The organism is Cryobacterium sp. TMT1-66-1 (genome assembly GCF_004403435.1).
Lineage (GTDB): Bacteria > Actinomycetota > Actinomycetes > Actinomycetales > Microbacteriaceae > Cryobacterium > Cryobacterium flavum.
Genome location: NZ_SOGP01000011.1, coordinates 242390 through 268713, shown reverse-complemented (window position 1 = coordinate 268713; position 26324 = coordinate 242390). Strand labels below are relative to the sequence as shown.

At 63.2% G+C, this 26324-nt stretch carries 38 protein-coding genes; 37 read left to right on the top strand and 1 reads right to left on the bottom strand.

Annotation, left to right across the window (positions count from 1 at the left end; translation table 11 throughout):
- Nucleotides 1-133: 133 nt before the first annotated feature.
- From tuf to E3T29_RS10250, 33 genes are all read left to right on the top strand, one after another.
- Nucleotides 134-1327 carry an elongation factor Tu gene (gene tuf, locus E3T29_RS10410; RefSeq protein ID WP_092107225.1) on the top strand — a complete coding sequence of 398 codons (1194 nt, stop codon included), beginning with the start codon at nt 134-136 and terminating at the stop codon, nt 1325-1327.
- 146 nt (nt 1328-1473) lie between these two features.
- Nucleotides 1474-1923 carry a hypothetical protein gene (locus E3T29_RS10405; RefSeq protein ID WP_134345344.1) on the top strand — a complete coding sequence of 150 codons (450 nt, stop codon included), beginning with the start codon at nt 1474-1476 and terminating at the stop codon, nt 1921-1923.
- Nucleotides 1924-2404: 481 nt separating this feature from the next.
- Nucleotides 2405-2713: a 30S ribosomal protein S10 gene (gene rpsJ / locus E3T29_RS10400; protein WP_035834607.1), complete on the top strand. Its 309-nt coding sequence runs from the start codon at nt 2405-2407 to the stop codon at nt 2711-2713.
- Between the two features lie 8 nt (nt 2714-2721).
- Nucleotides 2722-3381, top strand: coding sequence for a 50S ribosomal protein L3 (gene rplC / locus E3T29_RS10395; protein ID WP_134345343.1), 660 nt, complete (start codon nt 2722-2724; stop codon nt 3379-3381).
- Between the two features lie 5 nt (nt 3382-3386).
- A complete protein-coding gene (rplD, locus tag E3T29_RS10390; RefSeq protein ID WP_092107231.1) occupies nt 3387-4037 on the top strand; it encodes a 50S ribosomal protein L4 in 651 nt (216 codons plus the stop codon).
- Nucleotides 4037-4339: a 50S ribosomal protein L23 gene (rplW, locus tag E3T29_RS10385; protein WP_092107233.1), complete on the top strand. Its 303-nt coding sequence runs from the start codon at nt 4037-4039 to the stop codon at nt 4337-4339. Before rplD ends, rplW begins: the two co-directional genes overlap by 1 nt.
- Nucleotides 4340-4362: 23 nt before the next feature.
- Nucleotides 4363-5202, top strand: coding sequence for a 50S ribosomal protein L2 (rplB, locus tag E3T29_RS10380; RefSeq protein ID WP_092339441.1), 840 nt, complete (start codon nt 4363-4365; stop codon nt 5200-5202).
- A 9-nt stretch (nt 5203-5211) separates the two neighbouring features.
- Nucleotides 5212-5493, top strand: coding sequence for a 30S ribosomal protein S19 (gene rpsS, locus E3T29_RS10375; RefSeq protein ID WP_092107237.1), 282 nt, complete (start codon nt 5212-5214; stop codon nt 5491-5493).
- Between the two features lie 26 nt (nt 5494-5519).
- Entirely contained in the window at nt 5520-5885 is a 366-nt protein-coding gene (rplV, locus tag E3T29_RS10370) for a 50S ribosomal protein L22 (RefSeq protein WP_092339439.1), read from the top strand.
- Nucleotides 5885-6655, top strand: coding sequence for a 30S ribosomal protein S3 (rpsC, locus tag E3T29_RS10365; RefSeq protein ID WP_092107240.1), 771 nt, complete (start codon nt 5885-5887; stop codon nt 6653-6655). Before rplV ends, rpsC begins: the two co-directional genes overlap by 1 nt.
- Nucleotides 6655-7074 (top strand): 50S ribosomal protein L16, encoded by a 420-nt coding sequence (gene rplP, locus E3T29_RS10360; protein ID WP_035880247.1) that lies wholly within the window; start codon nt 6655-6657, stop codon nt 7072-7074. The genes rpsC and rplP overlap by 1 nt, the downstream gene beginning before the upstream one ends.
- On the top strand, nt 7074-7418 hold the full coding sequence (gene rpmC, locus E3T29_RS10355; protein ID WP_134345342.1) for a 50S ribosomal protein L29: 345 nt from the start codon (nt 7074-7076) through the stop codon (nt 7416-7418). The genes rplP and rpmC overlap by 1 nt, the downstream gene beginning before the upstream one ends.
- 2 nt (nt 7419-7420) lie before the next feature.
- Entirely contained in the window at nt 7421-7720 is a 300-nt protein-coding gene (gene rpsQ, locus E3T29_RS10350) for a 30S ribosomal protein S17 (RefSeq protein WP_035834619.1), read from the top strand.
- A gap of 34 nt (nt 7721-7754) precedes the next feature.
- Nucleotides 7755-8123: a 50S ribosomal protein L14 gene (rplN, locus tag E3T29_RS10345; protein ID WP_035834620.1), complete on the top strand. Its 369-nt coding sequence runs from the start codon at nt 7755-7757 to the stop codon at nt 8121-8123.
- Nucleotides 8124-8125: 2 nt separating this feature from the next.
- Nucleotides 8126-8485 carry a 50S ribosomal protein L24 gene (gene rplX / locus E3T29_RS10340; protein WP_134345341.1) on the top strand — a complete coding sequence of 120 codons (360 nt, stop codon included), beginning with the start codon at nt 8126-8128 and terminating at the stop codon, nt 8483-8485.
- Nucleotides 8485-9090: a 50S ribosomal protein L5 gene (rplE, locus tag E3T29_RS10335; RefSeq protein WP_134345340.1), complete on the top strand. Its 606-nt coding sequence runs from the start codon at nt 8485-8487 to the stop codon at nt 9088-9090. Before rplX ends, rplE begins: the two co-directional genes overlap by 1 nt.
- 208 nt (nt 9091-9298) lie before the next feature.
- Nucleotides 9299-9697 (top strand): 30S ribosomal protein S8, encoded by a 399-nt coding sequence (gene rpsH / locus E3T29_RS10330; RefSeq protein WP_092107248.1) that lies wholly within the window; start codon nt 9299-9301, stop codon nt 9695-9697.
- A gap of 6 nt (nt 9698-9703) precedes the next feature.
- Nucleotides 9704-10240 (top strand): 50S ribosomal protein L6, encoded by a 537-nt coding sequence (gene rplF, locus E3T29_RS10325; protein WP_092339429.1) that lies wholly within the window; start codon nt 9704-9706, stop codon nt 10238-10240.
- 2 nt (nt 10241-10242) lie between these two features.
- Nucleotides 10243-10614: a 50S ribosomal protein L18 gene (gene rplR / locus E3T29_RS10320; RefSeq protein ID WP_092107252.1), complete on the top strand. Its 372-nt coding sequence runs from the start codon at nt 10243-10245 to the stop codon at nt 10612-10614.
- On the top strand, nt 10611-11318 hold the full coding sequence (rpsE, locus tag E3T29_RS10315) for a ribosomal protein S5 (RefSeq protein ID WP_369827303.1): 708 nt from the start codon (nt 10611-10613) through the stop codon (nt 11316-11318). The genes rplR and rpsE overlap by 4 nt, the downstream gene beginning before the upstream one ends.
- Complete coding sequence (gene rpmD / locus E3T29_RS10310) at nt 11318-11500, top strand: 50S ribosomal protein L30 (RefSeq protein WP_066597599.1); 183 nt, start codon at nt 11318-11320, stop codon at nt 11498-11500. Before rpsE ends, rpmD begins: the two co-directional genes overlap by 1 nt.
- Nucleotides 11500-12078, top strand: a complete 579-nt coding sequence (gene rplO / locus E3T29_RS10305) for a 50S ribosomal protein L15 (RefSeq protein ID WP_134345339.1) — start codon at nt 11500-11502, stop codon at nt 12076-12078. Before rpmD ends, rplO begins: the two co-directional genes overlap by 1 nt.
- Before the next feature lie 144 nt (nt 12079-12222).
- Entirely contained in the window at nt 12223-13545 is a 1323-nt protein-coding gene (gene secY / locus E3T29_RS10300) for a preprotein translocase subunit SecY (protein WP_134345338.1), read from the top strand.
- Nucleotides 13542-14138, top strand: a complete 597-nt coding sequence (locus E3T29_RS10295; protein ID WP_134345337.1) for an adenylate kinase — start codon at nt 13542-13544, stop codon at nt 14136-14138. The genes secY and E3T29_RS10295 overlap by 4 nt, the downstream gene beginning before the upstream one ends.
- A 146-nt stretch (nt 14139-14284) precedes the next feature.
- On the top strand, nt 14285-15067 hold the full coding sequence (gene map / locus E3T29_RS10290) for a type I methionyl aminopeptidase (RefSeq protein ID WP_134345393.1): 783 nt from the start codon (nt 14285-14287) through the stop codon (nt 15065-15067).
- Between the two features lie 500 nt (nt 15068-15567).
- Nucleotides 15568-15789 carry a translation initiation factor IF-1 gene (gene infA, locus E3T29_RS10285; protein ID WP_035834638.1) on the top strand — a complete coding sequence of 74 codons (222 nt, stop codon included), beginning with the start codon at nt 15568-15570 and terminating at the stop codon, nt 15787-15789.
- Between the two features lie 67 nt (nt 15790-15856).
- Nucleotides 15857-15970 (top strand): 50S ribosomal protein L36, encoded by a 114-nt coding sequence (gene rpmJ, locus E3T29_RS10280; protein WP_035834639.1) that lies wholly within the window; start codon nt 15857-15859, stop codon nt 15968-15970.
- Between the two features lie 131 nt (nt 15971-16101).
- Complete coding sequence (gene rpsM / locus E3T29_RS10275; protein ID WP_134345336.1) at nt 16102-16476, top strand: 30S ribosomal protein S13; 375 nt, start codon at nt 16102-16104, stop codon at nt 16474-16476.
- 46 nt (nt 16477-16522) lie between these two features.
- A complete protein-coding gene (gene rpsK / locus E3T29_RS10270; protein WP_035834641.1) occupies nt 16523-16921 on the top strand; it encodes a 30S ribosomal protein S11 in 399 nt (132 codons plus the stop codon).
- 132 nt (nt 16922-17053) lie between these two features.
- The gene (locus E3T29_RS10265; protein ID WP_092339419.1) at nt 17054-18043 is read left to right on the top strand and encodes a DNA-directed RNA polymerase subunit alpha; all 990 of its coding nucleotides are present in this window, start codon (nt 17054-17056) and stop codon (nt 18041-18043) included.
- A gap of 50 nt (nt 18044-18093) precedes the next feature.
- On the top strand, nt 18094-18588 hold the full coding sequence (gene rplQ, locus E3T29_RS10260) for a 50S ribosomal protein L17 (RefSeq protein WP_134345335.1): 495 nt from the start codon (nt 18094-18096) through the stop codon (nt 18586-18588).
- A gap of 92 nt (nt 18589-18680) precedes the next feature.
- A complete protein-coding gene (locus tag E3T29_RS10255; RefSeq protein ID WP_134345334.1) occupies nt 18681-19724 on the top strand; it encodes a GNAT family N-acetyltransferase in 1044 nt (347 codons plus the stop codon).
- A gap of 38 nt (nt 19725-19762) precedes the next feature.
- Complete coding sequence (locus E3T29_RS10250) at nt 19763-20806, top strand: GNAT family N-acetyltransferase (RefSeq protein ID WP_134345333.1); 1044 nt, start codon at nt 19763-19765, stop codon at nt 20804-20806.
- 4 nt (nt 20807-20810) lie between these two features.
- Here the strand turns inward: E3T29_RS10250 and E3T29_RS10245 are convergent, their stop codons facing one another.
- Nucleotides 20811-22766, bottom strand: coding sequence for an acyltransferase family protein (locus tag E3T29_RS10245; RefSeq protein ID WP_166792376.1), 1956 nt, complete (start codon nt 22764-22766; stop codon nt 20811-20813).
- A 92-nt stretch (nt 22767-22858) separates the two neighbouring features.
- Between E3T29_RS10245 and truA the strand changes: the two genes are divergently transcribed.
- From truA to glmM, 4 genes are all read left to right on the top strand, one after another.
- Nucleotides 22859-23797, top strand: coding sequence for a tRNA pseudouridine(38-40) synthase TruA (truA, locus tag E3T29_RS10240; protein WP_241987754.1), 939 nt, complete (start codon nt 22859-22861; stop codon nt 23795-23797).
- A gap of 136 nt (nt 23798-23933) precedes the next feature.
- Nucleotides 23934-24380, top strand: a complete 447-nt coding sequence (gene rplM, locus E3T29_RS10235) for a 50S ribosomal protein L13 (protein ID WP_092107284.1) — start codon at nt 23934-23936, stop codon at nt 24378-24380.
- A 66-nt stretch (nt 24381-24446) separates the two neighbouring features.
- Nucleotides 24447-24932 carry a 30S ribosomal protein S9 gene (gene rpsI, locus E3T29_RS10230; protein ID WP_092107287.1) on the top strand — a complete coding sequence of 162 codons (486 nt, stop codon included), beginning with the start codon at nt 24447-24449 and terminating at the stop codon, nt 24930-24932.
- A gap of 19 nt (nt 24933-24951) precedes the next feature.
- On the top strand, nt 24952-26313 hold the full coding sequence (glmM, locus tag E3T29_RS10225; RefSeq protein ID WP_134345330.1) for a phosphoglucosamine mutase: 1362 nt from the start codon (nt 24952-24954) through the stop codon (nt 26311-26313).
- The last annotated feature ends 11 nt before the right edge of the window (nt 26314-26324 follow it).

Here is a 26324-nt window from a genome sequence, read left to right as displayed (position 1 = left end):
CCCTAAGGTGGCCTTCGGGCCAAAATCGCTTCGGCCACCTGGCCCTAGTAACATAAGTAGACACATCCAGCGCATACCGGCCGCTCATAACGGCGGCCGTGAATTTGCACGCGAGTCCTGAGGAGGACCCACAGTGGCCAAGGCCAAGTTCGAGCGGACAAAGCCGCACGTAAACATCGGAACGATCGGTCACGTTGACCACGGAAAGACCACGCTGACTGCAGCGATCTCCAAGGTTCTTGCCGATAAGTTCCCGTCCAAGATCAACGTTCAGCGCGACTTCGCGTCGATTGACTCGGCTCCGGAAGAACGCCAGCGCGGCATCACGATCAACATTTCGCACGTTGAGTACGAGACCGACAAGCGTCACTATGCGCACGTCGATGCTCCGGGCCACGCTGACTACATCAAGAACATGATCACCGGTGCTGCTCAGATGGACGGCGCAATCCTCGTGGTTGCCGCTACTGACGGCCCGATGGCTCAGACCCGTGAGCACGTTCTTCTCGCCAAGCAGGTCGGCGTTCCGACCCTGCTCGTCGCGCTGAACAAGGCCGACATGGTTGATGACGAAGAGATCATGGAGCTCGTCGAGCTCGAAGTTCGTGAACTTCTCTCCAGCCAGGGTTTCGATGGCGACAACGCCCCCGTAATCCAGGTCTCCGCACTCAAGGCGCTTGAAGGCGACGAGAAGTGGACCGGCAACATCCTTGAGCTCATGAAGGCTGTTGACGACTTCATTCCGGACCCGATCCGCGACAAGGACAAGCCGTTCTTGATGCCGATCGAGGACGTCTTCACGATCACCGGCCGTGGCACCGTTGTTACGGGCCGCGCCGAGCGTGGAACCCTCAAGATCAACTCCGAGATCGAGATCGTCGGCATCCGCCCGACGCAGAAGACCACGGTTACCGGTATTGAGATGTTCCACAAGCAGCTCGACGAGGCTTGGGCCGGCGAGAACTGTGGACTTCTTCTTCGTGGCACCAAGCGCGAAGACGTTGAGCGCGGCCAGGTCGTCGTCAAGCCGGGTTCGGTTACGCCGCACACCGACTTCGAGGGTACCGCGTACATCCTCAGCAAGAACGAGGGTGGCCGTCACAACCCGTTCTACGCGAACTACCGCCCGCAGTTCTACTTCCGCACCACGGACGTCACCGGCGTCATCACGCTGCCCGAAGGCACCGAGATGGTCATGCCTGGCGACACCACCGACCTGACTGTCGCGCTGATTCAGCCGATCGCCATGGAAGAGGGCCTCGGCTTCGCTATCCGTGAAGGTGGCCGCACCGTCGGCGCCGGCACGGTGACCAAGATCATCAAGTAATTTCCTTTATTTAGATCTGAAGAAAAGGGGTCGGACCTTCGGGTTCGGCCCCTTTTTTGCACCCCTGACGCAATCGAATCTTTCAAGCGGATGACGATCGCTCACTACCCGACGCGGGATTGGGAATATCCGGTTATGGTCTGCGCATGCAGATATCGAAACTGGAAATGCGCATCCTCCTGGGGATCGCGATCGTTGTGGTGGCCATTCTCGCCGTGGTGATCGTGCCCCGCCTGGCCGGGTCCGCTCCCGCTGCCCAGTCATCGATCGCCCGGGTGACGCAGACGCCGACGCCGTCGGCGATCGCCACGTCCACGCCCGCACCAACGCCAACAGCCCAGACCGAACAGCAGATTCTCGACGGCATCGTGACCAGCACCGTCAGCGTCTACAGCGTGCTGGTCTGCGACAGCCTTAAACAATATGCCGCCCTGTCGATTCCCGAGATCATCACCAAGGTGCTCGCCGAATACCCGACCACCGGCCTGTCCGACCAATCCCGTCAGATCATGGCCCAGCGTGTGCTGACCGAATCCACCGCCAAGAGCTGCCCGGAACAAAGCCCGCGAGTGGCCGCCGGAATCGTTCAGGGCTAGGTCACCCGCCGCACTAAAACGGATGCTCGTGGCCGGTCGGCCGCGGGCATCCGCTGGTATATCGCGCGACACGCCGCGCGCGACACGCCCGGGTTGCATGTAATGGCAACTGTGTGGCAGACTCTTCTAGTTCAACATTTTCGGCGTGCGCTACGCGTCGCCGGAATCACTGCCAGGCAGTGCATAGTCGCGTCACACCCTTTCGAATAACACGTGTCGAAATGTGCAGATCGCAGGCTAGGCCGCAGGGAGCAGAGCGCAGCGTAAATCAACGATCTGGTCGGCGTGGGTAAAACCGTGCCGTCCCCCAGGTTCTGCTTCTGGGAGTCGGCGTTGACGATGAGCGTCGATTATTTGGCGTGAATCGAAATTGACATATGAACAGTGGTGCTAATAGCAGCAGTGCTACTACGGCGTCCAATGCAACCTCGGCAAATCCTGCCGTGGTCTGTAAGACGCCTCGACAGAGAGAGAGTTCGACATGGCGGGACAGAAGATCCGCATTCGACTTAAGTCGTATGACCACGAGGTCATCGACATTTCGGCGCGCAAGATCGTCGACACAGTGACCCGTGCGGGCGCTACAGTCGTCGGCCCGGTGCCGCTTCCGACCGAGAAGAACGTGGTGTGTGTCATCCGTTCCCCTCACAAGTACAAGGACAGCCGGGAGCACTTTGAAATGCGCACCCACAAGCGTCTGATCGACATCATTGACCCGACCCCGAAGGCTGTTGACTCGCTCATGCGCCTCGACCTTCCGGCCGACGTCAACATCGAGATCAAGCTCTAGGGCCCGCGATGTCTTACTCCGATACCAAGACCACCAAGGGTCTCCTCGGCAAGAAGCTCGGCATGACCCAGGTGTGGGACGAGAACAACAAGCTTGTTCCCGTTACCGTCATCGAGATCGCGCCGAACGTTGTCACGCAGATCCGCACCAAGGCCGTCGACGGCTACAACGGCGTTCAGATCGCCGCTGGCCCCATCGACCCGCGCAAGGTCAACAAGCCCCTTGCCGGTCACTTCGACAAGGCCGGCGTCACGCCTCGTCGCCACATCACCGAGCTCCGTACCGCGGATGCCGCTGATTACAACCTGGGCCAGGAACTCACCGTTGACGGTGTCTTCGTTGCCGGCTCCAAGGTTGATGTCATGGGCACCAGCAAGGGTAAGGGTTTCGCCGGTGTTATGAAGCGTCACAACTTCAAGGGTGTCTCCTCCTCTCACGGTTCGCACCGCAACCACCGTAAGCCCGGTTCCATCGGTGCTTCCTCGACCCCGAGTCGTGTCTTCAAGGGCATGCGCATGGCCGGTCGTATGGGTGGCGAGCGCGTAACCGTGCTGAACCTCAAGGTGCACGCTATTGACGCCGACAAGGGCCTCATGCTCGTCAAGGGTGCCGTTCCCGGTGCCCGTGGCCGCCTCGTATTCGTTCGCAACGCAGTGAAGGGAGCCTAGTCACTATGGCTACAGCACTCGACATCATTGACGCCAAGGGCAAGAAGGCAGGCTCTGCCGAGCTTCCCGACGAGCTCTTCGACGTTCCCGCCAACATTCCTCTCATCCACCAGGTCGTTGTTGCGCAGCTCGCTGCCGCACGCCAGGGAACGAGCAAGGTCAAGCGCCGTGGAGAAGTTTCCGGTGCCGGCCGCAAGCCGTTCAAGCAGAAAGGAACCGGTCGCGCTCGTCAGGGCTCCATCCGCGCTCCTCAGATGACCGGTGGTGGAATCGTCCACGGACCGACCCCGCGCAGCTACGACCAGCGCACCCCGAAAAAGATGATCGCCGCAGCCCTCAAGGGTGCACTGAGCGACCGCGCCCGCGGTGGCCGCCTGCACATCGTCGAGGCACTGTTCACGGCTGAGACCCCCAACACCAAGGTTGCCCTGGAGCTGCTCACGCAGATCGCCACGAGCAAGCACGTGCTGGTTGTTCTCGAGCGTACCGACGAGACCACGTTGCGCAGCATTCGCAACATCCCGACGGTGCACATCCTTTCGTGGGACCAGCTCAACGCCTATGACGTGCTCGTCAGCGACGACATTGTCTTCACCACCGGCGCGTTCAACGCGTTCGTGGAGAGCAAGACCAAGAAGGAAGAGGTGGCCGCATAATGACTATCGCGACCAACAAGGACCCCCGCGACATCATCATCTCTCCGGTTGTCTCTGAGAAGAGCTACGGCCTGATTGACGAGGGTAAGTACACCTTCATCGTTGACCCCCGCTCGAACAAGACGGAGATCAAGCTCGCGATCGAAAAGATCTTCAAGGTGCAGGTCGCTTCGATCAACACCCTGAACCGCGTGGGCAAGACTCGCCGCACCAAGTTCGGCATGGGCAAGCGCAAGGACACCAAGCGTGCCATTGTCACGCTCAAGTCTGGCTCCATCGACATCTTCACGGCCGTCGGCTAAGCGACAAGGCAGAGGGATAACTAATGGCTATTCGTAAGTACAAGCCCACGACCCCGGGTCGACGCGGTTCATCCGTTGCCGACTTCGCGGAAATCACGCGTTCCACCCCGGAGAAGTCGCTTCTGCGTCCGCTCTCCAAGACCGGTGGACGTAACAACCAGGGCCGCATCACGACCCGTCACATCGGTGGTGGCCACAAGCGCCAGTACCGTGTGATCGACTTCAAGCGCAACGACAAGGACGGCGTCAACGCCCGCGTCGCTGAAATTGAATACGACCCGAACCGCACGGCGCGCATCGCGCTCCTGCACTTCATCGACGGCACGAAGCGTTACATCATCGCGCCGAACAAGCTCAGCCAGGGCGACATCATCGAGTCTGGAGCCGGGGCTGACATCAAGCCCGGCAACAACCTGCCGCTGAAGAACATCCCCACCGGTACCATCATTCACGCGATCGAGCTGCGTCCGGGTGGTGGCGCCAAGATGGCCCGCTCCGCCGGTTCGTCGGTTCGCCTGGTCGCGAAGGAGGGCGTCTACGCCCAGCTTCGTCTGCCGTCTGGTGAAATCCGCAACGTGGATGCTCGCTGCCGCGCGACGATCGGCGAGGTCGGCAACGCCGAGCAGTCGAACATCAACTGGGGCAAGGCCGGACGTATGCGCTGGAAAGGCGTTCGCCCGACCGTTCGTGGTGTTGCCATGAACCCGGTCGATCACCCGCACGGTGGTGGTGAGGGTAAGACGTCCGGTGGACGTCACCCCGTCAGCCCCTGGGGCCAGAAGGAAGGGCGCACCCGCCACCCGAATAAGGAAAGCGACAAGCTCATTGTTCGTCGCCGCACCGTCGGCAAGAAGCGTAAGTAGGAGTAGACGATGCCAAGAAGTCTTAAGAAAGGCCCTTTCGTTGACGACCACCTGCTTCGCAAGGTGTTCGCGGCGAACGAAGCCAAGAGCAAGAACGTAATCAAGACCTGGTCGCGCCGCTCGATGATCATCCCCGACATGCTCGGACACACCATCGCAGTGCACGACGGACGCAAGCACATCCCGGTGTTCGTCACCGAGAGCATGGTCGGACACAAGCTCGGTGAGTTTGCGCCCACCCGCACCTTCCGTGGACACGTGAAGGACGACAAGAAGGGCCGTCGCCGCTAACGCGGGGACGTGAAGGAGGAGAAGAAATGGTGGAGTCGATCGCACGCGTGCGTCACATCCGCGTTACCCCCCAGAAGGCTCGTCGCGTCGTTGACATGATCCGCGGCAAGCAGGCGCACGAAGCGCTGGGAATTCTGAAGTTCGCGCCCCAGGGCGCTTCCGACCCGGTCTACAAGCTGGTGGCCTCGGCCATCGCCAACGCCCGAGTCAAAGCAGATGCAGCCAACACGTATCTGGACGAGCAGGACCTGTTCATCAGTCGGGCATTCGTTGACGAGGGTACGACCCTCAAGCGTTTCCAGGCTCGTGCCCAGGGTCGCGCATTCGAAATCAAGAAGCGCACCAGCCACATCACGGTTGTGCTCACCACTCCTGAGGAGGGTACGAAGTAATGGGTCAGAAAGTAAACCCCTATGGCTTCCGTCTGGGAATCACCACCGATCACGTATCGCGTTGGTTCTCTGACTCGACCAAGCCGGGTCAGCGTTACGCTGACTTTGTTGCAGAAGACGTCAAGATCCGTCGCCTGCTGAGCACCAGCCTTGACCGTGCCGGCGTCAGCCGTATCGAGATCGAGCGCACTCGTGACCGTGTTCGCGTTGACATTCACACCGCCCGTCCGGGCATTGTGATTGGTCGCCGCGGCGCGGAGGCCGAGCGCATCCGCTCTGACCTTGAGAAGCTCACCGCCAAGCAGATTCAGCTGAACATCCTCGAGGTCAAGAACCCCGAGCAGGATGCCCAGCTCGTCGCGCAGGGTATTGCCGAGCAGCTCTCCGCTCGTGTAGCTTTCCGCCGCGCGATGCGTAAGGGCCTGCAGGGTGCACAGCGCGCCGGCGCCAAGGGTGTTCGCATCCAGGTGTCGGGTCGTCTGGGTGGCGCCGAGATGAGCCGCAGCGAGTTCTACCGCGAAGGCCGTGTGCCCCTGCACACCCTGCGCGCGAACATCGACTACGGCTTCTACGAAGCCAAGACCACCTTCGGCCGTATCGGCGTGAAGGTCTGGATCTACAAGGGCGACATCACCAACAAGGAACTCGCTCGCGAGCAGGCCAACGCTAAGTCGTCCCGCCCCGAGCGTCGTGACGATCGACCGCGCCGTGCACCTCGTGCAGATGCTCCGGCAGCGGCACCGGTCGCAGCAGGAGTTGAGGCTAAATAATGTTGATTCCACGTAGAGTCAAGCACCGCAAGCAGCACCACCCGGGTCGCACCGGCCACGCTACCGGCGGCACCACGGTGTCCTTCGGTGAGTACGGCATTCAGGCGCTGACCCCCGCGTATGTGACCAACCGTCAGATCGAGTCCGCTCGTATCGCCATGACGCGTCACATCAAGCGTGGCGGAAAGGTGTGGATCAACATCTACCCCGACCGCCCGCTGACCAAGAAGCCGGCCGAAACCCGCATGGGTTCCGGTAAGGGTTCGGTCGAGTGGTGGGTTGCCAACGTCAAGCCGGGTCGCGTTCTGTTCGAGCTCAGCGGTGTCACCGACGCCGTTGCGAAAGAGGCGCTGACCCGCGCAATTCACAAGCTGCCCCTCAAGGCACGCATCATCAAGCGCGAGGAGGGCGACGCATAATGGCGATCGGAACCAAGGAGCTCGCCTCAGTCGAGCTCGATACTTTTGACAATGAGAAGCTGTTCGACGAGCTGAAGAAGGCCAAGGAAGAGCTGTTCAACCTGCGCTTCCAGTCGGCCACCGGTCAGCTCGAAAGCCACGGCCGCCTCCGCGCGGTCAAGCGCGACATCGCTCGCATCTACACGGTTCTCCGTGAGCGCGAGCTGGGCATCCGTGCCACCCCGGTCGTAGCCCCGGCTCCGGCCAAGGCTGAAAAGGCCGAGAAAAAGACCAAGAAGGCCAAGGCCGCAGTGGAGTCCACCGACGACGCTGCAGCTGAGGCCGTCGAGACGAAGGAGGCCTAGTCATGGCGAAGACTGACGAAACGGTCGTCGCGGGCGAAGCCACCGAGCTCGTACGCGGATACCGCAAGACGCTGCGGGGTTACGTGACCAGCGACAAGATGAACAAAACCATCATTGTCGTGGTCGAAGACCGCGTGAAGCACCCGTTGTACGGCAAGGTCATCCGCCGTACATCCAAGCTGAAGGCGCACGACGAGGCGAACTCCGCCGGCATCGGCGACCTGGTCCTGATCAGTGAGACCCGTCCGCTCAGCGCTTCCAAGCGCTGGCGCCTGGTCGAGATTCTTGAGAAGGCCAAGTAAGCCTCGCGCTTACTTGACGTAAAGGAGTTATAAAGTGCTTCAGCAAGAATCACGAGTCAAAGTTGCCGACAACACCGGTGCCAAGGAACTCTTGACCATCCGCGTTCTCGGTGGCTCAGGCCGTCGCTACGCCGGCCTCGGCGACGTCATCGTCGCCACGGTCAAGGATGCAATCCCGGGCGGCAACGTCAAGAAGGGTGACATCGTCAAAGCTGTCATCGTTCGCACCAAGAAGGAGACCCGTCGTCCAGACGGCTCCTACATCAAGTTCGATGAGAACGCTGCAGTGATCTTGAAGGCAGACGGTGACCCCCGCGGCACCCGAATCTTCGGACCGGTCGGTCGCGAGCTTCGCGACAAGAAGTTCATGAAGATCATCTCGCTGGCACCGGAGGTTATTTAATCATGGCCAGAATCAAAAAAGGTGACCTCGTTCAGGTCATCAGCGGCCGCAGCCAGGCTCGCGGCGGAGACCGTGGCAAGCAGGGCAAGATCATCTCCGTCGACGTCGAGAAGAACCGTGTCCTCGTTGAGGGCATCAACTTCGTGACCAAGCACGTTCGCGTCGGACAGACCCAGCGCGGCACCAAGACGGGCGGCATCGAGACCTTCGAAGCCCCCATCCACGTGTCCAACGTTGCCATCGTCGACCCGGAGACCAAGAAGCCGACCCGCGTCGGCTTCCGCCAGGAAGAGGTAACGAAGGACGGCGTCTCCAAGACGGTCCGCATTCGTTACGCCAAGAAGTCAGGGAAGGACCTCTAATGGCTGACACCGCAGTTGTTGAAGGCACTGTGGGCGCCGCGCCCGTCAAGGCCCTGCCGCGCCTGAAGCAGAAGTACCGCGATGAGATCAGTGCCAAGCTCTCCGCAGAACTCGGCTTCACCAACGTGCACCGCATCCCCACCCTGACGAAGATTGTCGTCAACATGGGTGTCGGAGAAGCAGCACGCGACGGCAAGGTGATGGACGGTGCGGTTTCTGACCTCACCAAGATCACCGGCCAGAAGCCGCAGGTCACCAAGGCCCGCAAGTCCATTGCGCAGTTCAAACTGCGTGAGGGACAGCCCATCGGCGCCCACGTCACACTTCGTGGCGACCGCATGTGGGAGTTCCTGGACCGGCTGCTCAGCCTGGCCCTTCCTCGCATCCGTGACTTCCGCGGTCTGTCCGACAAGCAGTTCGACGGTGCGGGCAACTACACCTTCGGTCTGACCGAGCAGGTCATGTTCCACGAGATCGACCAGGACCGCATTGACCGCGTTCGCGGCATGGACATCACGGTCGTCACGACCGCGAAGACCAACGACGAGGGTCGCGCGCTGCTCAAGGCGCTCGGTTTCCCGTTCAAGACGGACGACGTCAAGTAGGAGTTCCTCACTACAGAGGAACAAATTCAACTAGAGTTGGGAGCTTGCGCTTGCAAGCTCCCGACTATGGTTGGCCTCGCCCACAGTTTTTCACTGGGCGCACACAGATTTTCACCCCGGAATCCGATCAACCGATCGGGTTCCTCACCACCACAGGTCGTCATTCGTGTAACGGATGGGCGAAACCAGGCGAGAAAGGCACCACAAAATGACAATGACAGATCCGGTCGCAGACATGCTGACCAGACTGCGCAACGCGAACTCGGCGTACCACGACACCGTGTCGATGCCGCATAGCAAATTGAAAGCGCACATCGCTGACATCCTCAAGGCTCAGGGTTACATCTCCGCCTGGACCGTCAAGGATGCAACAGTAGGCAAGACCCTCACCCTGGACCTCAAGTTCGGTCCGAACCGCGAGCGCTCCATCGTAGGCATCAAGCGGGTTTCCAAGCCCGGCCTCCGCGTGTACGCAAAGTCGACTGAGATCCCCACGGTTCTCGGCGGCCTCGGCGTTGCCATCCTGTCCACCTCCAGCGGTCTGCTCACCGACCGCCAGGCTGAGAAGAAGGGCGTAGGCGGAGAAGTTCTCGCCTACGTGTGGTAACTGAGAATGTCACGTATTGGAAGACTCCCCATCCCGATCCCCGCTGGGGTCACGGTTGTGGCTGACGGCCAGGCCGTCTCCGTCAAGGGCCCGAAGGGCGAGCTCGCGCTCGTCGTTTCCAACCCCATCTCGGTGTCGATCGAGGACGGTCACGTTCTCGTCACCCGTCCGAACGACGAGCGCCAGTCGCGTTCGCTGCACGGTCTGACCCGCACCCTGATCAACAACCAGATCATCGGCGTAACCGTTGGTTACACCAAGGGTCTCGAAATCGTCGGTACCGGTTACCGCGCGGCGCAGAAGGGCACCTCCGTTGAGTTCGCCCTCGGCTTCTCGCACCCGGTCGTCGTCGAGCCGCCCGTCGGAATCGTTTTGACCGTTGAGAGCGTCAACAAGCTCACGGTCAGCGGAATCGACAAGCAGGCCGTCGGCGAGGTTGCCGCCAACATCCGTAAGATTCGCAAGCCAGAGCCCTACAAGGGCAAGGGTGTGCGTTACGCCGGCGAGATTGTTCGCCGCAAGGCCGGAAAGAGCGGTAAGTAACCATGGGACTCGGAACTAGAGGCAAGAGCAAGGCCGCAGCCCGCGGACGTCGTCACACACGTCTTCGCAAGAAGATCGAGGGAACGGCGCTTCGCCCGCGCCTCGTCGTCACGCGCTCGGCTCGCCACGTATTCGTGCAGGTCGTCGACGACAGCAAGGGTTTCACCCTTGCGTCGGCATCCACGCTCGAAACGGACTTGCGCACCTTCGATGGTGACAAGACCGCCAAGGCCCGCAAGGTCGGTGAGCTTGTTGCTGAGCGTGCGAAAGCCGCCGGCATCGAAGCCGTTGTATTTGACCGTGGTGGCAGCAAGTACGCAGGACGCGTCGCAGCCATCGCTGAGGGAGCTCGAGAGGGTGGATTGAACCTGTGAGCACTGAAAAGATCGAAACCACAGCACCTGTTGCTGCCGTTGCCGAGGCGCCGGTTGAAACCGCTGCCTCCACGACCCCGCCGCAGAACGAGCCTCGCGAGGCTCGTCGTGGTGGCCGTGAGCGCAACCCGAACAAGGACCGCGGAAGCCGCGATGCCGACAAGAGCCAGTTCCTGGAGCGCGTCGTCACCATCAACCGCGTGTCGAAGGTCGTCAAGGGTGGTCGTCGCTTCAGCTTCACCGCTCTCGTCGTCGTCGGCGACGGTAACGGCCTGGTCGGCGTTGGATACGGTAAGGCCCGCGAGGTCCCGACCGCTATCTCCAAGGGCGTCGAAGAAGCGAAGAAGAACTTCTTCCGCGTTCCTCGCGTTGGCCTGACCATCCCGCACCCCGTGCAGGGTGAAGCCGCAGCCGGCGTCGTTCTGCTTCGTCCGGCAGCAGCAGGTACCGGCGTTATCGCCGGTGGCCCGGTGCGCGCCGTACTCGAATGCGCTGGCATCCACGACGTGCTGAGCAAGTCGCTCGGTTCGTCGAACACCATCAACATCGTGCACGCCACGGTCGAGGCACTGCACCAGCTCGAAGAGCCGCGTGCGGTTGCGGCTCGCCGTGGCCTCGCCTATGAAGACGTGGCTCCGGCCCGTTTTCTTCGTGCCGACGCCGCTGCAGCTGCAGCGGCCGCAACCGCGAAGGCAGGTGCCTGATGGCCCAGCTGAAGATCACACAGATCAAGTCCAAAATTAGTGAGAAGCAGAACCAGCGCGACACTCTTCGCAGCCTGGGTCTGCGACGCATTGGCGCCGTCACCATCCGCGAGGACAACTCGCAGAACCGTGGCTACGTCAACACCGTCGCTCACCTCGTAAAGGTCGAGGAGATTGACTAATGGCTGACGAGAAGGAAGCTACCAAGGTAGCCGACAAGCCCGGCGCATTGAAGGCTGCTGCCCCCAAAAAGGCCGCAGCACCGAAGAAGGCTGCTGCCCCCAAAAAGGCAGCCGTTGCAGCAGAGCCCACTGAGCCCCGCGAGCACGTGCTGAAGGTACACCACCTTCGCCCGGCACCCGGAGCGAAGAAGGCCCGCCAGCGCGTTGGCCGTGGTGAAGGATCCAAGGGTAAGACCGCGGGTCGAGGCACCAAGGGCACGAAGGCACGCTACAGCGTGCGCGTCGGCTTCGAGGGTGGGCAGATGCCTCTGCACATGCGCACCCCGAAACTGCGTGGATTTAAGAACCCGTTCCGCGTCGAGTACCAGGTTGTCAACCTGGAAAAGCTCGAACTGCTCTATCCGGACGGCGGCGATGTCACCATTGCCAGCCTGATCGCCAAGGGTGCCGTTCGTGACAACGAAAAAGTCAAGGTTCTTGGAACCGGTGAAATTACCGTTAAGCTGAACGTGACGGTCGACAAGGTCTCTGCTTCAGCTGAGCAGAAAATTGTCGCCGCGGGTGGAGCTGTAAAGTAAGTCCGTAGACGCTCAATCGAGCTTGTCGAATCCGTCAATCGAGTAAATCGTTTGGTGTGATTCGACAAGCTCGATCGTTTTAAGTCGATCTGCCGCTTTACATCGACATGCACTGTCGATCTGCGTAAAAATCTGGAGGCCTTTTTGTTTAGCGCCATTGCGCGGATCTTCCGCACACCCGACCTTCGTAAGAAGATCGGCTTCACCCTGGGCATCATTGCTCTGTTCCGTCTGGGCTCGTTCGTACCGGCCCCGTTCGTGGACTTCGGCAATGTGCAGCTGTGTCTCGCAGCCAACCAGGGCACGAGCGGCCTCTACGAGCTCGTCAACCTGTTCAGTGGTGGTGCCCTGCTGCAGTTGAGCGTCTTTGCGCTCGGCATCATGCCGTACATCACGGCCTCGATCATCGTGCAGTTGCTGCGCGTGGTCATCCCCCACTTCGACACCCTCTACAAAGAGGGTGCATCGGGCCAGAGCACTCTGACCCAGTACACGCGTTACCTCACCATCGCCCTGGGTATTCTGCAGTCGACCACGCTGATCACGGTGGCTCGAAGCGGCGCCCTGTTCGGGACATCCGCCAGCACCGAGTGCACGCAGCTGATCACCAACGACGCCTGGTATGCCATCATGCTCATGGTCATCACGATGACCGCCGGCACCGGCGTCATCATGTGGATGGGTGAGCTCGTCACCGAACGCGGCGTCGGCAACGGCATGTCGCTTATGATCTTCATCTCGATTGCCGCCCTGTTCCCCGGCTCGCTTGCCTCGATCGGCCAGCAGCAGGGTCCCGACACCCTCATCATCGTTCTGATCGTCGGAATATTGGTGGTCGCCGGCGTGGTCTTCGTCGAGCAATCGCAGCGGCGAATACCGGTGCAGTACGCCAAGCGCATGGTCGGCCGACGCACCTACGGCGGCAACAACACCTACATTCCGATCAAGGTCAACATGGCCGGCGTGATCCCCGTGATCTTTGCCTCCTCGCTGCTGTACCTGCCAGCCCTGCTCGCGCAGTTCAACCAGCCGGCCGCCGGAACCGAAGCGCCGGCCTGGGTAGTCTGGATCTCGCAGAACCTCACCGGCGGCGACCAGCCGCTGTATATGGTCATGTACTTCCTGCTCATCATCGGCTTCACCTACTTCTACGTGGCCATCACGTTCAACCCCGAAGAAGTCGCCGACAACATGAAGAAGTACGGCGGGTTCATTCCCGGCATTCGCGCCGGCCGCCCGACCGCTGAGTACCTCGACTTCGTGCTGACCCGCATCACGCTCCCCGGCTCGATCTATCTGGGCCTGATCGCGCTCATCCCGTTGATCGCGTTCTCGGTTATCGGCGCCGACCAGAACTTTCCGTTCGGCGGCGCGAGCATTCTCATCGTCGTCGGCGTGGGGCTCGAGACGGTCAAGCAGATCGACTCGCAACTGCAACAGCGACACTATGAGGGGCTTCTTAAATGACGCGCTTACTACTGATCGGCCCGCCCGGCGCGGGCAAAGGCACCCAGGCGGAGCGTCTGGCGCTCGCCTTCGACGTTCCCGCTATTTCCACCGGTGACATCTTTCGCTACAACGTGACCAACAACACCCCGCTGGGGCTCGAGGTCAAGTCGTTCATGGATGCCGGCGCCTACGTGCCGGACACCCTCACCAACGCGATCGTCGCTGACCGTCTGAAAGAAGCGGATGCCACCAACGGTTTTCTGCTGGACGGCTACCCGCGCACAACCGATCAGGTCGTTGAACTCGACCGCCTGCTCGTTGCCGGCGGCACCCAGCTCGACGTGGTCGTTCTGATCACCGCCGACACCGACGAGGTTGTCGCCCGACTGCTGAAGCGTGCAGCCGAGCAGGGCCGCGCGGACGACACTGCCGAGGTCATCCGTCACCGTCTTGACGTCTACGCTGAGCAGACCGCTCCGCTCATCGATGTGTACAGCGCCCGCGGCCTCGTCGTCACCATCGACGGCCTCGGTGCCGTTGAAGTGGTCACCGACCGCATTCTCGCTGCGCTGGCCGAACGCGGCCTGCTCCAGGGCAGCAGCACTCTCTAGCAACAGTTTGGGGCTGGGCCGAAAGGCCCGGCCCATCATCATGTGCAGCACCAATTGAATAATCGCTCCCGTTCTCGGAGCTAGTTTGTAGGAAATCAGTGAGTCTTCGACGTTCCATCTACAAGAACCCAGCCCAGCTGCGCCTCATGGTGGCACCGGGTCTGGCCACCGCGGCATCGCTCAAAGCTGCCCGCGCGGCCATGGTCATCGGCGCGACCACCCTCGAGCTTGATGCCGCTGCTGAGGCCGCCATCGCCCTGCTCGGCGGTAAGCCGAACTTCAAACTCGAACAGGGCTACCACCACACTGTGTGCGCCTCGGTGAACGACGACGTCGTGCACGGGATCCCGTCTGCACGTCGCCTCGGCGCCGGCGATATCGTCTCGATCGACAGCGGAGCGATCATCGAAGGCTGGAATGGGGACGCCGCGTTCAGCTTCGTGCTGCCCGACGCCTCGAGGCCCGAGATCGTGGCGGAGCGCCAAAAGCTGTCCGACGTGACCGAGCAGTCGCTCTGGCACGGTATCGCCCGCCTGCACACCGCGCGCCACCTGAACGAGGTCGGCGACGCCATCGAGGACTACATCGAGTCGCAGGGCACCTACGGCATCCTCACCGACTATGTCGGCCACGGCATCGGCCGCTCCATGCACGAAGCCCCGCCGGTGTTCAACTACCGCGTGCGCCAGAAGGGCCCGGATGTGAAGCCGGGCCTCGTGGTGGCCATCGAGCCGATGGTCGTGCTCGGCTCGATCGACACCTACACCCGCGACGACGACTGGACCGTCGCCACGAGCGACGGCAAGGCCGCAGCGCACTGGGAGCACAGCGTCGCCGTGCACAAGGACGGCATCTGGGTGCTCACCGCCGAGGACGGCGGAGCTTCCGGCCTCGCCCAGTTCGGAATCGTTCCCGTCCCAATTCCGTAGCTGGCTGATCGCGTAGCTACTGGTCCATCAGGTGCACGTCGGCTCGGTCGGCGGGGGTGCTCGCCAGTTCCGGCGGGAGCGCGGTATCCCTGCTGGAGGCGATTCGCGCGGCTTTCCGCTTCGACCTACCCGGCGATTCGCAGAGCGCCGAGTTTCAACGCCTGCTGGCCGGGGAAGCCGCGCCGCGGATTGCGGAGGTGGTCTGCGGGCTGGCGCCGGGGCATCCGCTGTTTGACGCGGTCACCCGGGACATCGCCGCAGCCCAGCGGGTGAGCCGCTGCACCAGAACCCGAGCCGCGCCCACCGGCGCCCCTGACTCCTGCGGCCATACCTGCTTCCGCCGAGTCGGGGACGCTGGTGCGCGGGAGATTATAGGACTGAATTGCCAAAAGGCAATCTCATACCATAAGCTTGATCTTTGGTGTCTGGTGTCGTCTTTTGTGGCGTGTCAGGCATCAATCCCGCATGACCAGCAATCAATACAGAGCGACAGTGAGGGTATGGCCAAAAAAGACGGTGTCATCGAAATCGAGGGCGCAGTAGTCGAAGCTCTGCCCAACGCGATGTTTCGCGTTGAGCTGTCAAACGGCCACCGAGTTCTTGCCCACATCTCGGGCAAGATGCGCCAGCACTACATCCGCATCCTCCCGGAGGACCGCGTGATCGTAGAACTCAGCCCGTACGACCTGACCCGCGGCCGGATCGTCTACCGCTACAAGTAACGACTGCTGTAAGTAACGGCCCTCGGCATCCCGCGGGTACGAAGACAGCGAAAAACAAGGAATCACCATGAAGGTCAAGCCCAGCGTCAAAAAGATCTGTGACAAGTGCAAGGTCATCCGCCGTAACGGCAACGTGATGGTCATCTGCGAGAACCCGCGTCACAAGCAGCGCCAGGGTTAAGTCTCCCTTCGAGATTTACCTGAATAACTGAATATTTACTAGCAGTTCCGGGAGCCCGTGAGGGTGACACCATCGGTTGGAGGCCGGTGTACAGGAGCTGTTACAGACCTCCATCACTAACAGGAGACACAATGGCACGTCTAGCCGGCGTCGACATCCCGCGCGATAAGCGCGTGGAAGTTGCATTGACTTACATTTACGGTGTTGGCCGTACGAGGGCCCTCAAGACCCTCGCCGACACTGAAATCGACGGAAACATCCGCGTCAAGGATTTGAGCGACGACCAGCTCGTCCTTCTCCGTGACTACGTCGAGGGTTCCTTCAAGGTTGAGGGTGACCTCCGCCGTGAGGTTGCCGCTGACATCCGCCGCAAGGTTGAAATTGGCAGCTACGAGGGCATTCGCCACCGCAAGGGCCTGCCCGTTCGCGGACAGCGCACCAAGACCAACGCTCGCACCCGCAAGGGCCCGAAGCGCACCGTAGCCGGCAAGAAGAAGGCGCGCTAGGCCCTCGGCCTAGCCCGCTAACGCCTTTAGGATTCAGGAGAAATTCATGGCACAACCCAAGTCGGCCGTACGGAAGCCGCGTAAGAAAGAAAAGAAGAACATTGCTGTGGGCCAGGCCCACATCAAGAGCACCTTCAACAACACGATCGTGTCGATCACCGACACGACCGGTGCCGTCATCAGCTGGGCCTCGTCGGGCCAGGTTGGTTTCAAGGGTTCGCGCAAGTCGACCCCCTTCGCCGCACAGCTGGCCGCCGAGTCGGCCGCCCGCCAGGCGCAGGAACACGGCATGAAGAAGGTCGACGTGTTCGTCAAGGGACCCGGCTCAGGCCGCGAGACCGCGATCCGTTCACTGCAGGCCGCTGGCCTCGAGGTCGGTTCGATCAACGACGTGACGCCCCAGGCTCACAACGGATGCCGTCCGCCGAAGCGCCGCCGCGTCTAAAGCACTCGCTGTATCTCGACGGGCTCGGCACTTCGTTGCTGCCGAGCCCGTCGGGACTCTTTTCTTTCAACTTTTCACTCTCTCGTCATTGCAAGTGTCATATAGCGGACACTTAGCCGAAAGGAATCAACAGTGCTTATTGCACAGCGTCCAACGCTCACCGAAGAGAACATCTCGGAGTTCCGTTCACGGTTCATCATTGAGCCGCTCGAACCTGGCTTCGGCTACACCCTCGGCAACTCGCTTCGCCGTACCCTGCTCTCCTCGATCCCGGGCGCTGCTGTAACCAGCATCCGTATCGATGGCGTGCTGCACGAGTTCAGCACCGTTCCCGGGGTGAAGGAAGATGTCACTGAGATCATCCTGAACATCAAGGGACTTGTCGTCTCGAGCGAGCACGACGAGCCGATCACCGCGTACCTGCGCAAGCAGGGTGCCGGCCAGGTCACCGCCGCTGACATTTCGGCTCCCGCCGGCGTCGAGGTGCACAACCCCGAACTGGTCATCGCAACCCTCAACGACAAGGCGAAGTTCGAACTCGAACTGACCATTGAGCGTGGACGTGGTTACGTCTCCAGCACCCAGAACCGCAACGAGTTCTCCGAGGCCGGCCAGATTCCGGTCGACTCGATCTACTCGCCCGTGCTCAAGGTGACCTACCGCGTCGAGGCAACTCGTGCCGGTGAGCGCACTGACTTCGACCGCCTCGTCGTTGACGTGGAGACCAAGTCGGCTATCTCGCCTCGCGACGCCATCGCATCCTCTGGCCGCACCCTGACCGAGCTGTTCGGTCTGGCCCGCGAGCTCAACACCGCCGCCGAGGGCATCGAGATCGGCCCCGCGCCGGTTGACGCCGTGCTCTCGACCGAGCTTTCGATTCCGATCGAAGACCTCGACCTGTCGGTGCGCTCGTACAACTGCCTCAAGCGCGAAGGCATCAACAACGTCAGCGAACTGGTCGCCCTGTCGGAGACCCAGCTGATGAACATCCGCAACTTCGGGCAGAAGTCGGTTGACGAAGTGAAGGACAAGCTCGTTGAGCTCGGCCTGTCCCTGAAGGATTCGGTTCCCGGATTCGACGGCGCGCACTTCTACAGCGGCTACGAAGAAGAGACCAACTAAGGCTCGCGCTTCAACGCTGCCTTTCGATTTTTTGATACTGGAGAATACCAATGCCTAAGCCCACAAAGGGCCCCCGTCTCGGTGGCGGCCCGGCGCACGAGCGCCTCATGCTTGCGAACCTGGCCGCGGCCCTGTTCACCCACAAGTCGATCAAGACGACCGAGACCCGTGCCAAGCGCCTGCGTCCGCTCGCCGAGCGCATGGTGCAGTTCGCCAAGCGCGGCGACCTGCACGCCCGTCGTCGCGTCCTCGCGACGATCACCGACAAGTCCGTCGTGCACGAGCTGTTCACGGTCATCGCCCCGCAGGTCAACGAGCGTCAGGGCGGTTACACCCGCATCACGAAGCTCGGTTTCCGCAAGGGTGACAACGCGTCCATGGTGCAGATGGAGCTCGTTCTCGAGCCCCTGACCCCCAAGGTCAAGCGCTCCAAGACCGCGACCGTCGCCGCGACCCCCATTGGGTCCGAGGACGTCGTAGTCGAGGACGTCGTAGCTGACGATGTCGTCGTCGAAGACGCAGCAGCAGAGGCCGACAAGAAGTAGCATCACCCCCGCTCGCGAGAGCGCAAAAAGTGCCCGATTGGATCGCTCAATCGGGCACTTTTTGCGCTCTCGACGAAAGATAGGGTTGGGGGATGGATCTACACGAGACTTCGTTGGCCGAACGCGTGGGGGTCGCCCCGGCTCCGGTTCTTCCGCAGCACCCGGATGTCGCGGCGTGGCGGCCCGCCACCACCGCCGACATCGACGGCATCTGGCAGCTGCGCCGGGCCATGGGCGAAGTCGACCACCCCAACTACCTCACGGCTCGCGGTGCGATCGCCGCCGACTTCGGCTACTCCCACTTTCATGCGGAGCTCGATTCGCTCGTGGGCATCGACGCCGCCGGCAGCATCCTCGCGGTCGGCATGGTCATGTTCCCGCCCCGCCAGGTCAGCCTCGTGCGCTCGATGCCGATCGGCGGCGTACACCCCCGACTGCGCGGCCGGGGCATCGGCCGCCAGCTGCTGGAGTGGCAGCTCGGCCGGGCGAAACAGCAGCTAGCGAGCTCGACCACGACGCTGCCCGGCTGGATCCTCAGCTACGCCGACGAACGTTCCCCGCAGAACGCCGCCCTGTTCGAGCACGCCGGCCTCAGCCTCGCGCGCTATTTTCTCACCCTCGAACGCCCATTGGATGCGCCGGTGCGCGTGATCGACCCGGCCACCGGCATCCGTGTCGCCGCGTATACCGCGGCGGTCTCGGCCGAGGTGCACCGCACCCGAGATGACTCCTTCATGGACCACTGGGGCAGCCAGCCGATGAGTGACGAAAACTGGAATGCCTTCGTGGGCGGAAAATGGTTTCGCCCCGACCTGTCATTCGTGGCTTACGGCACCGACGCGGCCGGCACCGAGCAGGTCGTCGGCTTCGTGCTCTCGACAGCGAATGAGAATATCTGGGCCATGCAGGGGTTCACCGGCAGCTATATCGACCTGGTCGGCGTCTTGAGCGGATGGCGCGGCCGCCACATCGCGCAATCCCTCCTGGCCGCCCAGCTGGCTGCCGGGCAGGCACTCGGCCACGAGCGGGTGACCCTCGCGGTGGACTCTGCCAGCCCCACCGGCGCCCTCGGCCTGTATACCGGCATGGGTTTCGTGCCCACCCACAAGAAGATGGCGTACACGCTCGAGTTCTAGACCTGGCCCCGTTCGGGACGGCGCGGATAGGGTGAAGCATGACCGATCACACGACTCCACTCTCTGCGCGCGTGACCGCTCCCGCGCAGCTGCCCGTTCCTGAGCATGCCGAGGTCGCACTGTGGCGCCCGGCGACGTCCGACGATATCGACGCCATCTGGGAGCTGGAGAAGGCAATCGGCCGGGCCGACCACCCCAACTATGTGCTGGAGCGGGATCAGATCGCCGAGATCTTCGACTTCTCGTTCGTCGACCCGGCGACCGACACCCTCGTCGCTCTCGACGCCGACGGTCACGTCGTCGCCGACGGCCTGGTCGTGCTGCAGCCCGGGCAGGAAACCCTGGTGAAAGCCAACCTGAGCGGCGGGGTACTGCCCGCGCTGCGCGGCCGGGGCATCGGCCGTGAGCTGCTGGGCTGGCAGGTCGCCCGCGCCCACCAGCAACTGGCCACCTCTGGCAAGATGCTCCCAGGCTGGATCTCCACGTTCTCTGACGAGCGTGCACCCCAGAACGGGCGCCTCTACGCACGGTTCGGTCTGGCCTGCACGCGCTACTTTCTCACCCTCGACCGCCTGCTCACCGACCCGATCCGCGAGGTCACGGTGGGCGCGGGCATCCGCGTGGCCGGGTATACGCCCGAGCTGTCGGCGGCTGTGCACGCCGCGCGTGATGCCGCCTTCATGGATCACTGGTCCAGCCAGCCCATTCCCGACGAGAGCTGGAACGCGTACGTCACCGGGCCGTCGTTCACCAACGACCTTTCGTTCGTGGCGTTCGCGACCGAGCCCGACGGCAGTGAACACGTCGTTGGCTTTGTCATGTCGAGCGTGAACGAAGACGACTGGGCAGCGGCCGGCTACCGCAGCAGCTACATCGGACTGGTCGGCGTGCTGAGCGGATGGCGCGGCCGCCACATCGCGCAGGCCCTGTTGGCCGCGCAGCTGGCCGCCAGCCGGGCCGCCGGGCACGAGCGGGCCACCCTCGACGTGGACTCGGCGAGCCCGACCGGCGCGCTCGACCTGTATACGGGCATGGGCTTCTTCGCCACCAACCGGGAGCTCGCCTACGTGCTCGAGTTCTGAAGTGTCAGCGGTAGGGCGGCGAACTTGGCGCGTCGCGATCACGCATCAACCAGCTGGTGTCCGGCAGCGGCGGCACCGCCGCCAGACGCTGAACCGCGGCATGCACCTCGTCGGCGTAGAGCTGGCCGCCGGTCGGCCCCGGGTGCACGTGATCGCCGGCCAGCAGGTCGAGTCGCCCCGCGATCACGTCGTGCCAGCTCGCGAGTTCGACCCGGCGATTGCCCGAAGCGAACTCGGCGAGGCTGGCGTTGACGCCGTCGGTCCAATCCCGTTCGGCGTAGGCGTTCACGAGCACGAGCTGCCGGTCGGGCCCGAGAATGCGCAGAATCTCGGTGAGTTCGCTGGTCGTGATCGGCCCGTTGGTGCCGAGCCCGATCACCACAACCGGCTGCAACTGGCCCGCCGCCTCGAGCGCCAGCAATATGTCATCTGCGGAATACATCCCGCGGGAGACCGACGCGTCAACGGTCATGCCCGCGAAGGTCGCCTGCAATTCCGGAGCCGACGCGAGCATGACGGAGTCGCCGATCGCGGTGATCGGTCCGTCGACCAGGGCTGGGGTCGCGGTGGCCTGGCGGGCAGCCTCGGAGGCCGCAGCCTGCGCGGCGGCCCGGGCCGCGGCATCCATTGCCCGTTGGCCCCGTTCGATGCGGAGTTGCGCCGTGGTCTGCGCCGGCGCGGCCACGACGGCGGCGGTGGTGCCGCCGACCAGCAGCAGCGACAGGGCGGCCGTCGCAGCGATCAGGCGGCGGCGACGGGTGGGTCCGGTCCACAGCGCACCGATCTGACGGATGCTGCCGCGCACGCCGACCTGCCGGATCGGCACTTCCAGCCAGCGGTACGACACTGCGGCGAAGACCAGGGTGATGACCGTGGCAACGAGGCCGATCGGCAGCAGGCTGCTCGCGCGGGACGATGCCGGCCAGAGCAGCTGCACCAGTACGAGGATCGGCCAGTGCCACAGGTAGATGCCGTAGGAGCGCTCTCCGAGGTAGCGGAGCGGGGCCGCGTCGAGCAGACGCCCGAACCGGCCGCCGCGCACTCCCGCCCAGATGGCGACGGCTGTGGCGACGGAGACCGCGACGAGGCCGCCGCGGTAGGTGGCGGTGCCGTCTTCCGGCAGCCAGAGTGCGAAGGCGATGATCGTCAGGATGGCAGCCCCGCCGAGCCACGGACGCAGTCGGGGCACTTCGTTGCGTTGTCCGCTGGGTCGACGGAGCAGCAGGGCCAGGGCAGCGCCCGCGAACAGGCCGAAACTGTGGGTGTCGGAGCCGTAGTACACCCGGGTCGGGTCCGCTCCGGGCTGGTACAGCACGCCCATCCACAGGGCCGAGGCGATAAACAGCGTGGTGACGATGGCCAGCCGAACGCGCGGCCGGCCAATCAGCAGCACGCCCAGCAGGAGCAGCGGCCAGACCAGGTAGAACTGTTCTTCCACCGCGAGCGACCACAGGTTGCGCAGCAGTTCGGGTTCGTTGACGCTGAAATAGCTCGCATCATTGGCGATCGACACCCAGTTGTAGCCGAAGGTGCTGGCCCCGACGAGTTGCGCGCCGAGCCCGACCAACACGTCGCTGCCGATCACGAAGGCGATGGTGCAGCTGATCAGCACGACCGGAATGAGCGGGGGCACCAGCCGGCGGGCGCGGCGTTGCCAGAACCGGTGGAGCGAGATGCGCCCGGTGCGGGTGTGCTCGGAGACCAACAGTCCGGTGATCAGAAAACCACTGATCACGAAGAAAACGTCAACGCCGATGAAACCGCCGGGCAGCATCGCCGGAAAGAAATGGTACAGCGCGACGGCAATGACGGCGAGCGCGCGCAGGCCGTCGAGGCCGGCCAGGCGAGAGCTGCGCGGGGCGTTCGTCGGCCCCAGCAGGGGAGTGTTGACCGGCCCGAGTGCGGCGGTCGCTGGCCGAGTTCTCCCGGTGAATGGGAACAAACGCGGGGAACGAGTCATGGGCAACACAGGGTTTCTTTGGCACTCATTATGGGGGTGGGCCATGGGCCGGTTTCAACGATAACCCGAGCGCGCCGCCTAGGCTTACCCTCGTGAATCTTTTTGTGCCCCGCGCCGTGAACGCTGCGCTCGGCTCCACGCGCATCCGTCTTGACCTCTCCTACGATGGCACTGATTTTACCGGTTGGGCCCGCCAACCGGGCTTTCGAACCGTTCAGGCCGACATTGAAAATGGCCTTGCCGGCATTCTGCAGAGCTTTCCCCCGCACCCCACCCTGATCGTCGCCGGCCGAACGGATGCCGGGGTGCACGCCCGCGGGCAGGTCGCCCACTTCGACCTCACCGCCGAGCAGGTGCACTCCCTGGTGCGCATCCAGCGCGGCACCGGAAACCGCCCGCCGGTCGACCTCGGCACTGCCGTGCTGCGCCGCCTCGGCGGCATCCTGGTGACCAAGCCCGACATCGTGCTGCGCCGCGCCACGGTCGTGCCCGGCGGCTTCGACGCCCGGTTCTCGGCCATGTGGCGCCGTTACGAATACCGCATCAGCGACCCCCTCGCCCTACGCGACCCGCAGCAGCGGCTGCGCACCACGTGGCATCCGTTTAAACTCGACCTCGCGGCCATGGACGCCGCAGCCGCGACACTGGTGGGCCTGCACGACTTCGCCGCCTACTGCAAGCCGCGCCCCGGAGCGACGACCATCCGAACCGTGCAGGACTTTCGCTGGTCGCGCGACGACGACGGCCTGATCATCGCCACGATCAAAGCGGATGCCTTCTGCCACAGCATGGTGCGCGCCATGGTCGGCGCCTGCGTGGCCGTGGGGGAGGGGCGCCTCGACGGCAGCACTCTCGCACACCTGCACTTCGACAAGCACCGCATCAGCGAGTTCAAGGTGATGCAGGCGCACGGCCTCACCCTGATCGACGTCGGCTACCCCGACGACGCGTCCCTGGCGCAGCGCGCCATTGACACGCGCAACCGGCGCTCGCTTCCTGGGCAAGTTGCGTCCACGGTCGCCTCCGACTAGTGTTGACTCTTGGTGTCTGTGCGTTGCAGCGCGGCACCCGAACGTGAGCCCTCCATCGACAGTGTTCTCCTTTAGAACACGCCCGGAGCGGGATTCACGAACACCTCCGTTCGAAAAAGAAGAAAGCAGCACAACAGTGACGCGCACTTACACCCCCAAGGCAAGCGAACTCCAGCACGACTGGGTTGTCATCGATGCCACCGATATCGTCCTCGGACGTCTGGCCAGCCACGCGGCAATCCTGCTGCGCGGCAAGCACAAGGCCACCTTCTCCCCGCACATGGACGGTGGCGACTTCGTCATCATCGTCAACGCCGAGAAGGTTGCCCTGACCGGTAAGAAGCTCGACCTGAAGATCGCCTACCGCCACTCCGGTTACCCGGGCGGCCTCACGGCGACCAACTACTCCGAGATGCTCGAGAAGCACCCGACCCGTGCGGTTGAAAAAGCGATCCGCGGCATGCTGCCGAAGAACTCGCTCGGCCGCGCCCAGCTCACCAAGCTGAAGGTTTACGCCGGCCCTGAGCACCCGCACTCCGCTCAGCAGCCCAAGCCGTACACCCTCAGCCAGGTCGCGCAGTAGCGCCGGCAACCAGACTTCTCGACTCTCAGATACTTAGATACACGGATAAAAAGGATTCCCATCATCGTGGCGAAGATCGCAGACCAGATTGACCAGGCTCCGGAGAGCTACTCCACCGAGACTCCGGCCGAAACCGTAACCAAGGCGCCCCGCGCCGTCCTCAACGTTCCCGGCGCAGCCGTCGGCCGTCGCAAGCAGGCCATCGCCCGCGTGCGCATCGTCCCCGGCTCCGGCACGATCGTTGTCAACGGCCGCGAGTTCGCTGACTACTTCCCGAACAAGCTGCACCAGCAGCTCATCAACGACCCGTTCAAGGTTCTCGACCTGCTCGGCTCGTACGATGTCATCGCCCGCATCACCGGTGGTGGCCCGTCCGGCCAGGCCGGCGCGCTTCGCCTCGGCATCGCACGCTGCTTGAACCTGATCGACGAAGAGAACAACCGTGCCATCCTCAAGAAGAACGGCTTCCTCAGCCGCGACGCTCGAGTCAAGGAGCGTAAGAAGGCCGGACTCAAGAAGGCCCGTAAGGCACCTCAGTTCAGCAAGCGCTAACCCGATAGCCGACGACGAAATGACTCGTCTGTTCGGCACGGACGGCGTTCGGGGCCTGGCCAACCGTGATCTCACGGCTGGCCTGGCCCTGAGCCTTGCCCAAGCCAGCGCCGCAGTGCTGGCCAAGGGACGTCGTGCCCAAGCACGTCTTGAAGCGGGCCGCCGGCCCGTCGCCGTGGTCGCCCGCGACCCGCGAATCTCCGGTGAATTCCTGACCGCTGCAGTCTCGGCCGGCCTGGCCTCCAGCGGTGTCGATGTTCTCGACGCCGGCGTCATCCCCACGCCAGCCGCGGCCTTCCTGATCAACGACATCGGGGCCGACTTCGGTGTGATGATTTCTGCCTCACACAACGCGGCCCCCGATAACGGCATCAAGATCTTCGCCTATGGCGGAACCAAACTTCCCGACGACGTCGAGGACCGCATCGAGAGCCACATCGGTCGCGACACGCTGATGCCGATCGCCGGCGACGTTGGACGCATTCGTCGCTTTGCTGACGCCGAAGACCGCTACGTGGTGCACCTGCTCACCACCCTGCCGCACCGCCTCGACGGCATCCACGTCGTACTGGACTGCGCGCACGGCGCCGCCGCCGGCGTGTCGCCTCAGGTGTTCACGGATGCTGGTGCTCGCCTCACGGTGATCGGCGCCGACCCCGACGGCCTCAACATCAACGACGGTGTGGGCTCCACCCACCTCGACAACCTCGCCAAGGCCGTGCTCGAGCACGGCGCCGACGTCGGCATCGCCCACGACGGCGACGCCGACCGTTGCCTGGCCGTGGACAAGGACGGCAACATCGTCGACGGCGACCAGATCATGGCTATTCTCGCCGTGTCGATGGCCGAACGCGGTGTGCTGAAAGACCGCACGCTGGTCGCGACCGTGATGAGCAACCTCGGCCTGCGCAAGGCGATGGCGGCCAACGACATCGCCATGGTGCAGACCAAGGTCGGCGACCGGTACGTGCTCGAAGAACTCAACGCCCACGGGTATTCCCTCGGCGGCGAGCAGAGCGGTCACGTCATCATGACCAAGTTCGCCACTACCGGTGACGGCATTCTCACCGGGCTGCACCTCGTCGCCGAAATGGCGCGCACCGGTAAAACCTTGGCCGAACTGGCATCCGTTATGACCGTGTACCCGCAGATTCTGGTCAACGTGCGCGGAGTCAACCACAAGGGTCTCGGCGCCGACGACGTCATCGCCGAGGCTGTGCTCGCCGCTGAAGCCGAACTTGGCGACACCGGTCGCGTGCTGCTGCGCCCCTCGGGCACCGAGCCGATGGTACGGGTCATGGTGGAAGCCGCCGACCAGCACACCGCCGACCGCCTGGCGAACTCCCTCGCCGACGTGGTCCGCGAGCGCCTGGCCCTCTAGCCCGTCCCTGT

Bases quoted from the DNA above. Each gene is read 5' to 3' on its own strand.
- rplB (WP_092339441.1), top strand. From the start codon at position 4,363: ATGGCTATTCGTAAGTACAAGCCCACGACCCCGGGTCGACGCGGTTCA.
- rplO (WP_134345339.1), top strand. From the start codon at position 11,500: ATGGCTGACGAGAAGGAAGCTACCAAGGTAGCCGACAAGCCCGGCGCA.
- rplP (WP_035880247.1), top strand. From the start codon at position 6,655: ATGTTGATTCCACGTAGAGTCAAGCACCGCAAGCAGCACCACCCGGGT.
- rpsC (WP_092107240.1), top strand. From the start codon at position 5,885: ATGGGTCAGAAAGTAAACCCCTATGGCTTCCGTCTGGGAATCACCACC.
- rplX (WP_134345341.1), top strand. From the start codon at position 8,126: ATGGCCAGAATCAAAAAAGGTGACCTCGTTCAGGTCATCAGCGGCCGC.
- glmM (WP_134345330.1), top strand. From the start codon at position 24,952: ATGACTCGTCTGTTCGGCACGGACGGCGTTCGGGGCCTGGCCAACCGT.
- E3T29_RS10405 (WP_134345344.1), top strand. From the start codon at position 1,474: ATGCAGATATCGAAACTGGAAATGCGCATCCTCCTGGGGATCGCGATC.
- E3T29_RS10245 (WP_166792376.1), bottom strand. From the start codon at position 22,766: ATGACTCGTTCCCCGCGTTTGTTCCCATTCACCGGGAGAACTCGGCCA.
- E3T29_RS10255 (WP_134345334.1), top strand. From the start codon at position 18,681: ATGGATCTACACGAGACTTCGTTGGCCGAACGCGTGGGGGTCGCCCCG.
- rplQ (WP_134345335.1), top strand. From the start codon at position 18,094: ATGCCTAAGCCCACAAAGGGCCCCCGTCTCGGTGGCGGCCCGGCGCAC.
- rpmJ (WP_035834639.1), top strand. From the start codon at position 15,857: ATGAAGGTCAAGCCCAGCGTCAAAAAGATCTGTGACAAGTGCAAGGTC.
- rpmD (WP_066597599.1), top strand. From the start codon at position 11,318: ATGGCCCAGCTGAAGATCACACAGATCAAGTCCAAAATTAGTGAGAAG.
- rpsH (WP_092107248.1), top strand. From the start codon at position 9,299: ATGACAATGACAGATCCGGTCGCAGACATGCTGACCAGACTGCGCAAC.
- rplD (WP_092107231.1), top strand. From the start codon at position 3,387: ATGGCTACAGCACTCGACATCATTGACGCCAAGGGCAAGAAGGCAGGC.
- rplE (WP_134345340.1), top strand. From the start codon at position 8,485: ATGGCTGACACCGCAGTTGTTGAAGGCACTGTGGGCGCCGCGCCCGTC.
- rpmC (WP_134345342.1), top strand. From the start codon at position 7,074: ATGGCGATCGGAACCAAGGAGCTCGCCTCAGTCGAGCTCGATACTTTT.
- rplV (WP_092339439.1), top strand. From the start codon at position 5,520: ATGGTGGAGTCGATCGCACGCGTGCGTCACATCCGCGTTACCCCCCAG.
- rplC (WP_134345343.1), top strand. From the start codon at position 2,722: ATGTCTTACTCCGATACCAAGACCACCAAGGGTCTCCTCGGCAAGAAG.
- rpsK (WP_035834641.1), top strand. From the start codon at position 16,523: ATGGCACAACCCAAGTCGGCCGTACGGAAGCCGCGTAAGAAAGAAAAG.
- rplW (WP_092107233.1), top strand. From the start codon at position 4,037: ATGACTATCGCGACCAACAAGGACCCCCGCGACATCATCATCTCTCCG.
- E3T29_RS10295 (WP_134345337.1), top strand. From the start codon at position 13,542: ATGACGCGCTTACTACTGATCGGCCCGCCCGGCGCGGGCAAAGGCACC.
- infA (WP_035834638.1), top strand. From the start codon at position 15,568: ATGGCCAAAAAAGACGGTGTCATCGAAATCGAGGGCGCAGTAGTCGAA.
- rpsJ (WP_035834607.1), top strand. From the start codon at position 2,405: ATGGCGGGACAGAAGATCCGCATTCGACTTAAGTCGTATGACCACGAG.
- rpsS (WP_092107237.1), top strand. From the start codon at position 5,212: ATGCCAAGAAGTCTTAAGAAAGGCCCTTTCGTTGACGACCACCTGCTT.
- rpsM (WP_134345336.1), top strand. From the start codon at position 16,102: ATGGCACGTCTAGCCGGCGTCGACATCCCGCGCGATAAGCGCGTGGAA.
- rpsQ (WP_035834619.1), top strand. From the start codon at position 7,421: ATGGCGAAGACTGACGAAACGGTCGTCGCGGGCGAAGCCACCGAGCTC.
- rplF (WP_092339429.1), top strand. From the start codon at position 9,704: ATGTCACGTATTGGAAGACTCCCCATCCCGATCCCCGCTGGGGTCACG.
- E3T29_RS10250 (WP_134345333.1), top strand. From the start codon at position 19,763: ATGACCGATCACACGACTCCACTCTCTGCGCGCGTGACCGCTCCCGCG.
- rplR (WP_092107252.1), top strand. From the start codon at position 10,243: ATGGGACTCGGAACTAGAGGCAAGAGCAAGGCCGCAGCCCGCGGACGT.
- map (WP_134345393.1), top strand. From the start codon at position 14,285: ATGGTGGCACCGGGTCTGGCCACCGCGGCATCGCTCAAAGCTGCCCGC.